Annotated in this window: 10 protein-coding genes and 1 tRNA gene; 7 read left to right on the forward strand and 4 right to left on the reverse strand. The window is 43.7% G+C overall.

Annotated elements, in window-relative coordinates; all coding sequences use genetic code 11:
• Positions 1-7: 7 nt before the first annotated feature.
• Positions 8-1,651 carry a S8 family serine peptidase gene (locus DJ568_RS02575; protein ID WP_158534855.1) on the forward strand — a complete coding sequence of 548 codons (1,644 nt, stop codon included), beginning with the start codon at positions 8-10 and terminating at the stop codon, positions 1,649-1,651.
• Between the two features lie 104 nt (positions 1,652-1,755).
• On the opposite strand, the gene DJ568_RS02580 is transcribed toward DJ568_RS02575, so the two are convergent.
• On the reverse strand, positions 1,756-2,901 hold the full coding sequence (locus DJ568_RS02580) for a peroxiredoxin family protein (protein ID WP_114003657.1): 1,146 nt from the start codon (positions 2,899-2,901) through the stop codon (positions 1,756-1,758).
• Entirely contained in the window at positions 2,902-4,779 is a 1,878-nt protein-coding gene (locus tag DJ568_RS02585; RefSeq protein WP_114003658.1) for a DUF4153 domain-containing protein, read from the reverse strand.
• A gap of 225 nt (positions 4,780-5,004) precedes the next feature.
• Here DJ568_RS02585 and DJ568_RS02590 point away from each other — a divergent pair, with 225 nt between their 5' ends.
• Both DJ568_RS02590 and DJ568_RS02595 read left to right on the forward strand, forming a co-directional pair.
• Positions 5,005-5,988, forward strand: a complete 984-nt coding sequence (locus tag DJ568_RS02590; RefSeq protein ID WP_114003659.1) for a pyruvate dehydrogenase complex E1 component subunit beta — start codon at positions 5,005-5,007, stop codon at positions 5,986-5,988.
• 138 nt (positions 5,989-6,126) lie between these two features.
• Positions 6,127-6,579 carry a hypothetical protein gene (locus DJ568_RS02595; protein ID WP_147238698.1) on the forward strand — a complete coding sequence of 151 codons (453 nt, stop codon included), beginning with the start codon at positions 6,127-6,129 and terminating at the stop codon, positions 6,577-6,579.
• Positions 6,580-6,665: 86 nt separating this feature from the next.
• Here DJ568_RS02595 and DJ568_RS02600 read toward each other — a convergent pair whose 3' ends face one another.
• The gene (locus DJ568_RS02600) at positions 6,666-7,319 is read right to left on the reverse strand and encodes a metal-dependent transcriptional regulator (protein WP_114003661.1); all 654 of its coding nucleotides are present in this window, start codon (positions 7,317-7,319) and stop codon (positions 6,666-6,668) included.
• A 120-nt stretch (positions 7,320-7,439) separates the two neighbouring features.
• Here DJ568_RS02600 and DJ568_RS02605 point away from each other — a divergent pair, with 120 nt between their 5' ends.
• Complete coding sequence (locus tag DJ568_RS02605) at positions 7,440-9,896, forward strand: TonB-dependent receptor (RefSeq protein WP_114003662.1); 2,457 nt, start codon at positions 7,440-7,442, stop codon at positions 9,894-9,896.
• A 163-nt stretch (positions 9,897-10,059) separates the two neighbouring features.
• A complete protein-coding gene (locus DJ568_RS02610) occupies positions 10,060-12,306 on the forward strand; it encodes a Tex family protein (RefSeq protein WP_114003663.1) in 2,247 nt (748 codons plus the stop codon).
• Between the two features lie 3 nt (positions 12,307-12,309).
• Here DJ568_RS02610 and DJ568_RS02615 read toward each other — a convergent pair whose 3' ends face one another.
• Positions 12,310-12,786 carry an Lrp/AsnC ligand binding domain-containing protein gene (locus DJ568_RS02615; RefSeq protein ID WP_114003664.1) on the reverse strand — a complete coding sequence of 159 codons (477 nt, stop codon included), beginning with the start codon at positions 12,784-12,786 and terminating at the stop codon, positions 12,310-12,312.
• A 152-nt stretch (positions 12,787-12,938) separates the two neighbouring features.
• On the opposite strand from DJ568_RS02615, the gene DJ568_RS17145 reads away from it, so the two are divergent.
• Positions 12,939-13,051: transfer RNA gene (locus DJ568_RS17145), tRNA-Asp, on the forward strand.
• A 377-nt stretch (positions 13,052-13,428) separates the two neighbouring features.
• Positions 13,429-13,959 (forward strand): YfiT family bacillithiol transferase, encoded by a 531-nt coding sequence (locus tag DJ568_RS02620; RefSeq protein ID WP_114003810.1) that lies wholly within the window; start codon positions 13,429-13,431, stop codon positions 13,957-13,959.
• The last annotated feature ends 24 nt before the right edge of the window (positions 13,960-13,983 follow it).

A 13,983-nucleotide genomic window follows, 5' to 3' on the forward strand; every position in this document is an offset into this window, starting at 1 on the left:
GAAACATATGTATAATATCCGAAAATTCATTGTGCCTTTTATAGCAGGCGCGTTATTTATCAATTTAAACACTTATGCGCAAATACCTCCTGATACGGTTGTTGCCGCAGCCGATGCACCAGCTAACTGGCATACGCTCGATTTAAAAACAGATGGTTTTTATGGCATTAGCCTTGCCCCGGCTTATAACCTGGTGAAAGGCAAAAAAAGCAAAACAGTTGTTGTAGCTACCATTGACAGCGGTATAGATACCGCGCATAAAGATCTGAAGTCTGTGCTTTGGGTAAACGCCAAAGAGATTGCCGGCAATGGCAAGGATGATGATAAGAACGGCTACGTAGATGATATAAACGGCTGGAACTTTTTAGGCGGCCCCGGGGGTAAAGCCAACTATACCGAAACTACCGAAGAAGTTAGAGAGTACAACCGGTTAAAAGGCAAATATGCTTCATTAACACAAGCTACCGCCACCAATAAAAAGGAATACGCTTATTGGCTTAAGGTAAAAGCTATACGCGATAGTACTGTAAGTAAGGCGCAGGTTGAATCAGAGCAAATATCGCCCGTGCTAAACGCACTGATGGCGAGCAGCGGCTTCATAAAAAGGTCACTTAACCTGGCGGCAGATGCATCATTTACAAAAGATGACTTATCCAAAGTAAATGCGGATAACGACACAGTTATGCGCAGCAAAATGGTATGGGAATCAGTATTTGCACAAGACGGCGGCAAAGATGCGGCTCATATTATTAAGGGCCTTAGCGAATACCTGGCTAAGTTAAATAACGACCTTAACCCCGACCTTACTTCACGGCAACGCATTATGGGCGACGATCCGGACGTTTGGGATACTAAGCCATACGGCAATAATCTGTTGAAATTCCCCGATGCATCACATGGTACAGGAGTATCCGGTTTAATTGGTGCCGTACATGGCAATAACTACGGCATTAACGGCGTGGCCGACAACGTACGCATAATGGGCATAAAAGCGGTACCAAACGGCGATGAGTATGATAAGGATGTGGCAAAAGCTATACGGTACGCGGTTGATAACGGCGCCAAAATCATTAATATGAGCTTTGGCAAAAAGCTGTCGCCGCATAAAAAATGGGTAGATGATGCGTACAAGTATGCGGCTGCTAAGGATGTATTGCTGGTACAGGCATCAGGCAACGACGGACAGAATGCTGATTCAACTTTCCACTATCCCAATGACACGTTTGAAGACGGATCATCAACAGATGCAGCTAACGTAATATCCGTGGGTGCATCGTCGGCCAAAAACGATGAACAACTTGCAGGCAACTTTAGTAACTATGGCAAAAAAAACGTGGATATATTTGCTCCCGGCGTTAGCGTAACCTCGATTGATAAGGACGCCGAATTTAACGTAGCCGACGGCACCAGCTTCGCCTCGCCAATTGTGGCAGGTGTAGCCGCCCTTGTGTTGGAATATTATCCTGCGCTTAGTGCGCGCCAATTAAAACAGGTTATTCTTCAATCGGCAACACCGGTAAATACTTTGGTTATTAAACCAGGCAGTAAAGAGGATAAAGTAAACTTTGCTACGCTGTCAAAAACCGGTGGAATTGTTAATGCGTACCGTGCATTGCAGATAGCGGCTACTTTAAAGGGGGAGCGGAAGTAGGGATCAGAGATTAGAGAAGAGGATTAGGGTATAGTATTAAAGCGGGCTTGACCCGCTTAGCTGCTACAGAACTCCGTGTACCAAGCCGAATTAAACGATTATGGTTACCGCAGTTCCTCAATTCTCGCCGATACGGTTTGCTCAAAATTCTTAAAGAAACCATCGTAATATTCAACTATTTCGCCCTGCTTGTTAATAATGTAAAAGTTAGGTGTGCCATACGTGTTATATGCTTTCGCCGCTTCTTTCCCATCAGCATAAATAGGGGTCGTTATATTATTCAGCTTCCTGAACTTAGAAATAGCATCGCGGGTATCTAATGTGTTGATAGTAACTATCTCTACGTCGCTGGCTTTATATTTTTGATGCAGGTTTTTTAAAGCCTTAACCGCAAGCATACAGGCTGGGCAGTTAATAGATGTAAAGTCAAGCAGCACAACCTTCCCCTTTAGCTTTTCCATCACAAGTAGCTCATTTTCAGTTGATTTAAGCTCCAAACGAGGGGCAACTGTGCCTTTTCTTAGGCCGGGTGTTAAAGTGGTTTTGCTTACTTCTTCGGTAAATCCGTCGGGTATACTAAAGACGTTGTCACGTGGCCATGCAGCGTTGAACTTATAGTTGGTAAAATACTGCTCGCTCTCCATCTTAAATAGTCCAAGTGACATACCACCTTTCAGCATTTCTCCCTGTAGTGCCTTTCTTAAATATATAATGTCGTTATCGGCTTTACTAATAAATATGTGATACTTAAAGTAAGAGCTTTTCAAGGTGTCCTCCAGCATTAAATACACATGTGAACATCCGATATTCTTAATCCTAGTATCTGCTAACTGTGTTAGTTTATACTTATCATTTTTCAGGTATTCAGCCAGATTATCAATTATAGCCATAGGTGAACTATCATAGCTCCCACTGGTATAATCTTTTTCAAATCTGTAATTACTTTGCTGAAAATCAATGCTTATCAGATTTTTATTTTGATAGATATACTTGTACTTGCCCGAATTTCTATTAGTAAAGATATAATACATCGCGTACCGCCCATCCGCGGCAAGATTATAAAATCCCGCACTGTAGTGGGATGTGTCAATATTACCGTCAAAGGGATTAAGTGACATGCTTGTACTGTTATAGGATATACTTTTGCAGCCGGATATCTTATCGATTACCTTTTGTATAATTTGTGCCTGCGCAAAAGTATTGGTAATGCAAATAACGCAGATCAGCAGAGTAAGGTTAACGGTTTTCATTTATTTCTTCTTTATCAAATAATATCCATCTGTATTATAAAAGCTGTTTACATTATCATCCTGGATGTCAATTGACATCTTGACTATTTTGATAGATATGATGTGATCAGCAGTTTCGCGGGTTACGGTAAGCATTTCTTCCGGTAAAGCATACTCGGTCTGATAGTCAGATTTTTTGATATACTGTTTGATGGTATTTTCCTGGCTTATCAGGCGCATGGCAACGTCATTCAGGTTTACTTTTACTATATCGCCGTTTATTGATAATTTGCAGTGTCCGCTGTCAACGTTGTAGTTTACTACGGTTAACCGATCATTTTTAACGCGCATGGTATCGCCGGCAGTACTGTAATATTCGCCAAATTTAACTGCATAGTCATAGCCGGCTATAGGTATCAGTGAGTGGTTTGCCATGCCAAATGTGTAGGTTGTATTAGTAATGAATCTTTCTGTAGAAAATTTATTCACACCCAAATATTTACTGAGCCATTGTACTTGGCGCATTTCAACTTCATTCCTGTACGAATACCTTTTTTCTTTTATATTTTTTGTCAGTGAATCACTAACCGCTTTTGCGTCCTCATCTATGTACCCCTGTAATGCCGCCATATTCTCTCCATCACATAGGTATTCTATTTTTTCGTAAGCTTCCTTACCGTCGCGGGCAGATATTTTAGTATCGCCTAAGGGCAGCAATTTGCCATCTTTATACCTTCCATACCGGGCAAAAATGTCAGTGAGTATTTTTCGCTGAGAATATATTGAAACGGAATAAGCGCTTTGAGGCCCGTAAACAGACAGCAAGCTAACCACACACAGCGAAATGGGTATAACCTTTATATTTTGCCTGCGCGACAACAAAAAATAGGCTGTGATAAAGAGAAGCCAACTCGCCAAAGCCAGCAAAAAATAACGCTCCTCTGTAATGCCATAAGGCAGTACGCGCGCCATTACTGCTAAAAACAGCAGTACCAGCAGGGGTATCATTAAAATATAAAAGCTGCGCGCATAGGTTTTTATCCACTTGTTTTCTTCATGGTTACGTATGGGGTAAACCAGCAGAATAGATAATATGCCAAATACCGCGTAACCTAATATCAGGTTGGAAACCATGCCTTTGGGTAAGCGCCATTCCATGGCTATCTTTACCTCGTACGACAGCAGGATGAGTACGTATACCGTAGCCAATGGTATCAATACATACTGGGTAAATAGTTTAAGGCCTTTAGGATATGATTCATCTTTATCTAATACCGCCGTATCGCGGGGCACTCCGGCTAAAAAGAAAAGCGTATTAAATATGCCGGCTATCCACACAAATACCGTCATATAAATATCGCTGTCTAGTTTAAGGTTAAACAAAAAGTTAGTAGCGGCTACCGCTGCAATTAAGCCCAGGTATAGCACAATGCTATACAATGCGCCGCCTAAAAAGCGCAGAAAAAGGGTTTTATTGAATTGCCAGAACCCATGTATATTTCCACCCGATGTAAAGGCCGCAAATGATACAAGCAAATGGAACCCGAGGCTGAACAACAGGAATCGCAGATAGTCAAATTGGCGCTCATCAGGATTGATAACCAGTAACAGCATTAACGCCAATAGCGCCACCAATCCGCGCAGCAGCCAACTTTTATTTGTTTTGCCAGATAACCGGCTTTCAGTGAACAGTGTAGTCGAAAGCGAAAGTAATAAACCGAGATTCGCCATCATCATTACCCGGAAACACCATGTTTCTTCGGGACGGTTATGCCAGTTATTATTGGTATTAATGTGGGCCGCTATAGTGCCGGCCAGGGCGAAAAGAACCTCAAAAGGAAAACGTTTAACGGTAGCGGCTGCACTTTCGGTCAGTATTTTAACGGATGGGAATTTCATGTAAAAAAGTGTTTACAGGTACAAGGTAGCAAAACATTTACGCAAGGGCACATGGTTGCCTGCTTAATATAGGTCACCATATCGGTAAAAAATGGGGAATATCAGCTTGCAGTAGCCGCTTATTACCCTGGCGCCAATAAAATAATATCGAAGCGGGCGACGGTTGAATTTCAAACAATATTCCATTATATTTGCAGCCGGAAAAATACATTTTAATCGTATAAAATGAGAGAAATACAATTCAGAGAAGCACTTCGGGAAGCAATGCAGGAAGAAATGCGCAAAGATGAGACTATATACCTGATGGGCGAAGAGGTTGCCGAGTACAACGGTGCCTACAAAGTGAGCCAGGGTATGCTGGATGAGTTCGGCGCTAAGCGTGTGATAGATACGCCCATCTCTGAATTAGGCTTTGCCGGCATAGGCATAGGCTCGGCCATGAACGGTTTAAAACCGATCATCGAGTTCATGACATTCAACTTTTCGCTGGTGGCCATTGACCAGATTATTAATGGCGCGGCCAAAATCATGTCAATGAGCGGCGGGCAGTTTTCTGTGCCGATAGTATTTCGCGGCCCTACCGGGAACGCGGGTATGCTTAGCTCACAGCACAGCCAGTGCTTTGAAAATTGGTACGCCAATTGCCCCGGTTTAAAGGTGGTAGTACCATCAAATCCGTATGACGCTAAAGGTTTACTTAAATCATCAATAATTGATCCTGATCCGGTAATCTTTATGGAATCAGAGTTAATGTATGGAGATAAGGGCGAAGTACCTGAAGAAACATATTACATTGAGATAGGCAAAGCTAACGTTACCAAAGAAGGCAAGGATGTAACTCTTGTAGGTTTCGGCAAAATCATGAAGGTAGTTAACGCTGCCGCAGCCGAACTGGAAAAAGAGGGCATTAGTGCCGAAGTAATTGACCTGCGCACAGTTCGCCCTATTGATTACGATACTGTTATTAACTCGGTTAAAAAAACCAACCGTTTAGTTTTAATTGAGGAGAGCTGGCCGTTAGGTTCGATAGCTACAGAGATAGCTTTCAAAGTACAGAAAGACGCCTTTGATTACCTTGACGCGCCGATTCTGCGCATCATGGGTGGCGATGTTCCGCTTCCGTACGCTCCAACACTTATACAAGAGTACCTGCCCAATGCCGATAGGGTAGTAAAAGCTGTTAAAGAAGTTATGTACGTTAACAAATAATCAACTCATAAAATATTGAAAGCTCGCATTAACAGCGGGCTTTTTTTGTACCTTGTCAGTTTTTATTTCGCCCTCATTTATCTATTTTTATGGCGAACAGAAAGTAAAATTTTTAATATGCACCTACACCCACATAAATTGACAATTGCACTGGCCATGGTTGCCAGCATATTTTGCACCAGCGTCCTAGCACAAACAAAAAAAGATACAACAACCGCAACAGCCAAGGCGCCTGTTATAGCTGTAACTCCGCTTATTGAAAAATTTTTCAGGGATTATAAAGAAAGTTCAAACGCTGCCGTACAAAACATATTTACATCTAACCCGAACATGGATGCCAGCAAATTTACCGAACTGGTATCGCAAATGGATAAAGCGCGTGAACTGGTTGGAAAGTACCAGGGAAAAGAACTCATCGTACAAAAAAAGGCTGGCAATAGCCTTGTAGTATATTCTTACCTGGTAAAGCACGACCTGCAGCCGCTACGATACACTTTTATGTTTTACAAACCCAAAAACGATTGGATGATATACCGATTGTATTTTGATGACAAAGTGGAAAGCGAGTTGCAGGACGCGACAAAGCTGTAATTGACTTAATAGATAGTACTTGCAAGCAGCTAAAAGTTCGCGACAAAATGATTACAGAGCCCGAAATGTCTTAGAATTTATTTTACTTACTCCACCAAAATATTCTCTCCAAATTTTTGTGATACGGTAGTGTTATCATTACCGTTAATACTTATCACCAGCGAGTTATCGTAACTTATTTTTTCTTCAAGGGATATTTTTGTGCCGATACCTATGTTAAGTTTCAGTAAATATTGCAGAAACGCGCTGCTGGTATCGCGTACAGCCGCTACCTGGCAAGTGGTACCTGTCTGCATATCGGCCAGGCTAACCGAATAAGGCTTGGCCATTTTACCGTTAGCCTGTGGTATCGGGTCTCCATGCGGGTCGTATTCAGGAAAGCCAAGAAACTTTTCGAGCCTGTCGGCAAGTGTAGTATCGCTTATATGTTCAAGCTCTTCAGCAATATCGTGTATTTCGTCCCAGTGATAGCCCAGTTTTTCAAGCAAAAAAACTTCCCACAGCCGGTGGCGGCGTACTATCAGTACCGCGTCTTTTCTGCCTTGAGTGGTTAAGCTTACCCCTGATTTTTTGTCGTACGCAATCAGTTGCTTGTCTGTAAGCTTGCGTATCATATCTACTACCGAAGCCGGGTTATTCCCTAACGAGTCGGCAATGGCAGTCGGCGTTATCTTCACGCCCTCCTCCTGCGATAGTCGATAAATGGCCTTTAAGTAATTTTCTTCTGATAGCGTATGCATCCTTAACTCTTCAACTGAACAAACATAATTAATACTTACAACAAATAAAATTAGACAAACCTAATTTTATTTGTTATGTTAATTAAATAATTTATTTACGTTTGCACAAAATAACAAATAATGCTTAGACAAATACTTTTTCTGTTTTTACTGCTTCCCCTCTTCGCTAACGGGCAAACCGTCAGCGTAAAAGGCCGCGTAATGGCTGATACCATACCGTTGCCCTATGCCACGGTAACGGTACAAGGCACGCGTTTAGGCACCACTACCAACGACAGCGGTTATTACGAACTAAAGGATATTGCGGCGGGCAGTTATAAAATAAATTTCTCAAGTGTAACCTATGAGCATTTACGGTTACCGGTTACTATAAAGGTAAATGAAACAACTACACTCAATGCCAATCTTAAACCATATAACTCCAGGTTAAGCGAGGTTGTTATTACCGGCGTATCCCGGGCTACCGAGTTGCGCAAAAGCCCTGTGCCCATTGCTGTAATGTCCAAGTCAGCACTCCAACAAAACATCGGCACCAATATTATTGAATCAATAGTAAAGGGGGTACCGGGTGTTAACGCGGTAACAACCGGGCCAAATATATCCAAGCCATTTATACGCGGGTTAGGCTACAACCGTGTGCTTACCCTGTTTGACGGGATACGCCAGGAGGGCCAGCAGTGGGGCGATGAACATGGCATTGAGATTGATGCTTATGGCGTGGGCCGTGTAGAGGTAATAAAAGGACCCGCCAGTTTAACCTATGGGTCAGACGCACTGGCAGGAGTTATTAATATGATACCCTATACCCAACAGGAAGAAAATGGCTTCAAAGGTGATTTTATCACTGAATACCAAAACAACAATGGCATGATAGGCTCCTCCATTGGATTGGGTTATAAAACCAACGCCTGGAAATACAATTTCAGGGGGACAGTAAAGGCCGCGCATGATTATCGCAATAGTGTTGACGGTTATGTATATAATTCCGGTTTCAGGGAAATCAACTTGTCAGGCATAGCGCGTACAGATAAAAAGTGGGGGTACACCCAAATAGCTGCAACGTTATACCATAACAAACAGGAAATTCCGGATGGAAGCCGCGACTCGCTTACCCGAAGATTCACCAAACAGGTAGCTGAGGGCGATGCAGATGATATAAAAAACCGGCCCCTGGTTACCGACGACGAGTTTAAAACCTACGCCATTGCGCCGCTTACACAAAGTATCAAACATTACCGTTTATATTCGCAAAGCCAGTTTAAATTGGGTAGCGGCACTATAAATACATTACTAGGCCTGCAGCAAAACATCCGCCGTGAGTTCACCCACCCTACCGCCCCCAACCAGGCCGCTCTTGACATAGTGTTGAATACATTAAACTATGAGGCACGCTACAATTTGCCGGCTTTAGGCGGCATAGAAAGCACCATAGGCGCAAACGGCTTTTACCAAACCAACCGCAACAAACAAGCAACGGATTTTCCGATACCTGATTACAACTTATTTGACATCGGTGCCTATGTATTCGCCAAAAAAACGTTGGGAAAAGTCGATGTATCAGGTGGCATACGGTATGACAACCGCCACATTCAGTGGAACGATTTTTATGTGGGCACGGATGCACAAACAGGTTTCGGTAAGCGCGTTAACGCGGGAACGCCGGGCGCCGACTTACAGTTCCCAAGGTTTAACCATAATTATACAGGTGTATCAGGCAGCGTGGGCCTAACGTATAACATCACCGGGCGCCTTCTACTAAAAGGCAATATAGCACGTGGATACCGTGCACCAAATATAACCGAAATAGGATCGAACGGGTTAGACCCTGGTGCACATATTGTATATTTAGGCAACCGCAACTTTAAGCCTGAGTTTAATTTGCAGCAGGATGTTGGCTTCATTGCTTACCTTAAGGATATGGACATTTTGCTGGAGCTGTTTAACAATAACATTGATAACTATATATACCAGGCTAAGCTGACCGATGAAAACGGAAACCCAGTGGTAGTAGTTCCCGGCAATAGCACGTACCAGTATCAGCAATCAAAAGCACGTCTTTACGGTGCCGAGGTAACGCTGAACCTGCATCCAGAAAGCGCCAAATGGCTGTGTCTTAACAACAGCCTGGCTTATGTGCAGGGAATCAATAAAAATGCGCAGTTGGTTGCACAGTCGAATGGCGCGGCAAAATATTTACCTTTCATCCCACCCTTACACATGCGGTCAGAACTGCGGCTGAAGCCTCAGGGTACTTACGGCATCTTTTCGAAAGTATACGCGGGTATCGAAGCGGACATCTACTCGGAGCAAACCAAGTTTTACGCGCTGGACGATACCGAAACATACACCCCCGGTTATACCCTGATCAATATCAGCGCAGGCGCTACCATTAAACCAAGGGCGGCAAAAAATTATCTCGAACTGTTTTTACAAGCCAGCAACCTATTTGATAAGGCCTATCAATCCAACCTTAACAGGTTAAAGTACTTTGAATATTACCAGTCATCGCCCACCGGCAGGCTGGGAATTTACAATACGGGCAGGAATGTGAGTGTGAAGGTGGTATGGCATTTTTGAGCGTAGGGATCAGTGATTGGGGATTAGAGATCAGGTAACTTCTCTGTGTCCTCTGTGCAAATTCTCTGCTATCTCTGTGGTTAAATAATCATAATAGCCAATTCTCCACACTGCTTTGATTTCTCGCTAAAGTACGCCAACTTCGCAAACCAAAAATTTGCGTATGACTGCTCATTTGAAAAAAATCGCTGCTGAACTTTCAATAGCCGAAAAACAGGTAAGTGCCACGGTTGGCTTGCTTGACGAAGGCGCAACCGTGCCTTTTATTTCCCGTTACCGTAAAGAACTTACCGGCAGTTTGGATGAAGTTGAAGTTGCAGCCGTACGCGACCGCATACAACAGTTACGCGAACTGGACAAGCGACGGGAGGCCATACTTAAATCCCTCACGGAAATGGGCAAGCTAACGCCCGAACTGGAAGCGAAAATAAATGCCGCCGAAACTATGGTGCTTTTAGAAGATATATACCTGCCCTACCGGCCCAAAAGAAAAACCCGCGCCACTACTGCACGTGAGAAAGGATTGCAACCATTGGCAGACACTATACTCGAGCAAATGAGGGTAGACGTACAACTGGAAGCCGAAAAATACGTTGATGCGGACAAAGGCGTCAGCACGGCCGAAGAAGCATTAGCCGGCGCAAGGGATATAATTGCAGAGACTATCAGTGAAGATGCTGACACGCGCGCTAAAATGCGTGCCTTGTTTATTGAGAAAGGCACGTTTCAAAGCAAGGTAATTACCGGCAAGGAGCAGGAAGGCATAAAATATAAAGACTATTTTGACTGGACAGAACCGGTTAGAACAGCACCCTCCCACCGCGTGCTTGCCATGCGGCGCGGCGAGAAAGAAGAATTTTTATGGTTGGACATACAGCCGGATGAAGATGAAGCGATAGCCTTGTTGGAAAAACAATTTATCAAAGGCAACAATCAATCAGCCGGCCAGGTACGTATCGCTATTGCCGACGGCTATAAACGCTTACTTAAACCCGGCATGGAAACCGAGGTGCGGCTGTTTACTAAAAAAGCTGCAGACGAAGAAGCCATACGTGTGTTTGCAGAGAACGCAAGGCAACTGCTGTTAAGCGCGCCGTTGGGCCAGAAACGGGTAATGGCTATTGATCCGGGCTTTCGTACCGGTTGCAAGGTTGTTTGCCTGGATGAGCAGGGCAAGCTGCTGGAGAATGCTACAATTTACCCCCATACCGGTGCGGGCGGCACCGTGCAGGCCGGCAAGGATATACAGCACTTGTACGATAAGTACAACATTCAGGCTATCGCTATAGGTAACGGCACGGCCGGCCGCGAAACGGAAGTTTTTGTGCGCGGCCTTGCCCTTGCCGGTGCTACCGTGGTAATGGTTAACGAGAGTGGCGCATCTATTTATTCAGCTTCTGACGTAGCGCGCGAGGAGTTCCCGGATAAAGACGTTACCGTACGCGGCGCGGTGTCTATCGGCCGCAGGCTAATGGACCCGCTGGCTGAACTGGTAAAGATTGATCCTAAATCAATAGGTGTTGGCCAATATCAGCATGATGTTGACCAGAACAAACTGCAAACCTCACTCGACGATACAGTTATCAGTTGTGTTAACGCAGTGGGTGTGGAATTGAATACTGCGTCAAAACAAATATTGTCCTATATATCGGGCCTGGGCCCGCAACTCGCTCAAAATATTGTGGAATATCGCGATCAAAATGGTGCTTTTAAACGCCGCGACCAACTGCGCAAAGTGGCACGCTTAGGTGATAAAGCTTATGAGCAGGCGGCGGGTTTTCTGCGCATACGGGATGCCGAAAACCCTTTAGATACCAGCGCCGTGCATCCCGAACGCTATACGCTGGTTGAGCAAATGGCCAAAGACCTTAACTGCTCTGTAAAACAACTAATGACCGATGATAAACTCCGCAAAAGCATTCCGCTGCAAAAATATGTATCAGCAACGGTGGGTTTGCCAACATTAAATGATATTATGGCCGAACTGGCTAAACCCGGCCGCGACCCGCGCGAACAGTTTGAAGCATTTAGCTTTACCGACGGCATTAACGCCATAGGCGACCTTAAGGTGGGCATGAAACTGCCGGGTATTGTTACCAACATTACCAACTTTGGGGCTTTTGTTGATATTGGCGTACATCAGGACGGGCTAGTACATTTGAGCCAGATAACCAACCGTTTTATAAAAGACCCTAACGAAGTGCTGAAGGTCCATCAAAAAGTTGAGGTGACGGTTACTGAAGTGGATGTTAACCGCAAAAGGATATCGTTATCGATGAAAGGTGACGAAAAACCGCAGGCCCTGCGAAAAACTGTTGAGCGGTTTCCGGTAAAACCCAAACAACAAACACCACTACCCGAAACCGATATCGCTGTAAAACTTGCAGCCTTAAAAAACAAATTTAAGTAAAGTTTACTCCAAAGTGATCTGCCTTTTAATGCTTTCCTCTAACGATATGAAAGTTTCGGTACGCTGAATACCCGACACGCTTTGTATATTTTCGTTCAATACCTCGCGCAGATGGTTTGTATCGTGACATACAATTTTTGCAAAAATACTCCAGCTCCCGGTGGTGTAATGCAATTCAACAATTTCGGGGATCTTTTTTAGCTGGGTAACAGCTTCCTGGTATTGGGAACCTTTTTCAAGGTAAATACCAAGGAAAGCGGTAATATCATAACCAAGCTTCTGCGGATCAACCTCAAGGCTTGCTCCTTTAATAACACCCATTTCCTCAAGCTTCTTCATACGCACATGTATGGTGCCGCCTGACACGATCAATTCCTTTGCGATCTCGGTATAAGGGGTGGTCGCATTTTTCATTAATATTGATAATATCTGTATATCCAGATTATCAATTTCTAAATTTTGGGCTTTTCTGTGGGGCATAAATTAAAAAATCTATATTTTAATACAAGTTTAATTAAAATCTGAATAAAAATAAAATTATTTTGTTGAAATATTTGCAAGAAATTACGAAGTACTTTAAATTTGTATTAAGCAAATGACAAACGCTTGTCGTTCTTTAAAATAAAAAACAATGTTGGGTGGTGAAATTTTTGGCAGACACACCTCCTTGTCCCGGTGGCGGAGATCATAGGAAACCCTTTCGGGGGCTAACTACTCTGTGGAGGTTCGAATCCTTCCCCAACAGCATCCCGACGCAAAGTCGGGACATACACTGTAGGATGGTGAAATTTTTGGCAGACACACCTCCTCGTCGCGGTGGCGGAGAAATTGGGAAACTTTTAGCAATAGAAATAACCACTCCGTGAAGGTTCGACTCCTTCTCCTACAGCTCTTCTCATAATTTAGGTTTATAATTGGTTAGTAAAGGCCCCTGCCCATCAGGGGCTTTACTTTTTTAACCCGTTTAGGAATTACAAAAAATCTTCTTTAATAAGCTCCCGGGTTTTATTTACAGGTACTGTAATTTATTAAACCGGAGGCTGAAATCAACGTTAGCATGGCTTGTTAGTATTACTTGTAATACCAACCCGAAAAGTTAAATTGGACCAAAATATCAAGATAATGGAACTTACAGACGAACAAATGCGCTATCCTATAGGAAAATTTACGCCACCAACCGAGGTTACAGCAGATGACATACGCCGATGGATAAATGATATCCGCATGCTGCCAGGTTTATTGCGCCAGGCTGTAATCGGGCTTAATGATGACGAACTGGACACCCCTTACCGCGAAGGCGGCTGGACGCTGCGCCAGGTAGTGCATCATGTTGCCGACAGTCATATTAACTCCATCACCCGTATAAAATTAGCGCTTACAGAAGAAAATCCTATTATTAAGCCGTATGAAGAGGCTTACTGGGCGCTGCTGCCTGATTACCGTTTGGCTGTTGAACCTTCGTTGAAAATATTAGAAGGGGTGCACCAGCACCTGGTAGTTTTATTTGAGAACTTTACCGAAAGGGAGTGGAACCGCACTTTTGTGCATCCTGAAACAGGGGCAAGCAACACACTGTTAAAAACGCTGGGAGTATATGCATGGCACGGCAGGCACCACTTGGCTCATATTACTGAAACGAAAAAGAAGTTTTAATTGCATTAAACAAAAAGGCCCCGT

The sequence above is a fragment of the Mucilaginibacter hurinus genome (assembly GCF_003324525.1).
Classification (GTDB): domain Bacteria; phylum Bacteroidota; class Bacteroidia; order Sphingobacteriales; family Sphingobacteriaceae; genus Mucilaginibacter; species Mucilaginibacter hurinus.

Excerpts from the sequence above, each read along its gene's own strand:
- DJ568_RS02575 (WP_158534855.1), top strand. The coding sequence starts at position 8 with ATGTATAATATCCGAAAATTCATTGTGCCTTTTATAGCAGGCGCGTTA.
- DJ568_RS02580 (WP_114003657.1), bottom strand. The coding sequence starts at position 2,901 with ATGAAAACCGTTAACCTTACTCTGCTGATCTGCGTTATTTGCATTACC.
- DJ568_RS02585 (WP_114003658.1), bottom strand. The coding sequence starts at position 4,779 with ATGAAATTCCCATCCGTTAAAATACTGACCGAAAGTGCAGCCGCTACC.
- DJ568_RS02590 (WP_114003659.1), top strand. The coding sequence starts at position 5,005 with ATGAGAGAAATACAATTCAGAGAAGCACTTCGGGAAGCAATGCAGGAA.
- DJ568_RS02600 (WP_114003661.1), bottom strand. The coding sequence starts at position 7,319 with ATGCATACGCTATCAGAAGAAAATTACTTAAAGGCCATTTATCGACTA.
- DJ568_RS02605 (WP_114003662.1), top strand. The coding sequence starts at position 7,440 with ATGCTTAGACAAATACTTTTTCTGTTTTTACTGCTTCCCCTCTTCGCT.
- DJ568_RS02610 (WP_114003663.1), top strand. The coding sequence starts at position 10,060 with ATGACTGCTCATTTGAAAAAAATCGCTGCTGAACTTTCAATAGCCGAA.
- DJ568_RS02615 (WP_114003664.1), bottom strand. The coding sequence starts at position 12,786 with ATGCCCCACAGAAAAGCCCAAAATTTAGAAATTGATAATCTGGATATA.
- DJ568_RS02620 (WP_114003810.1), top strand. The coding sequence starts at position 13,429 with ATGGAACTTACAGACGAACAAATGCGCTATCCTATAGGAAAATTTACG.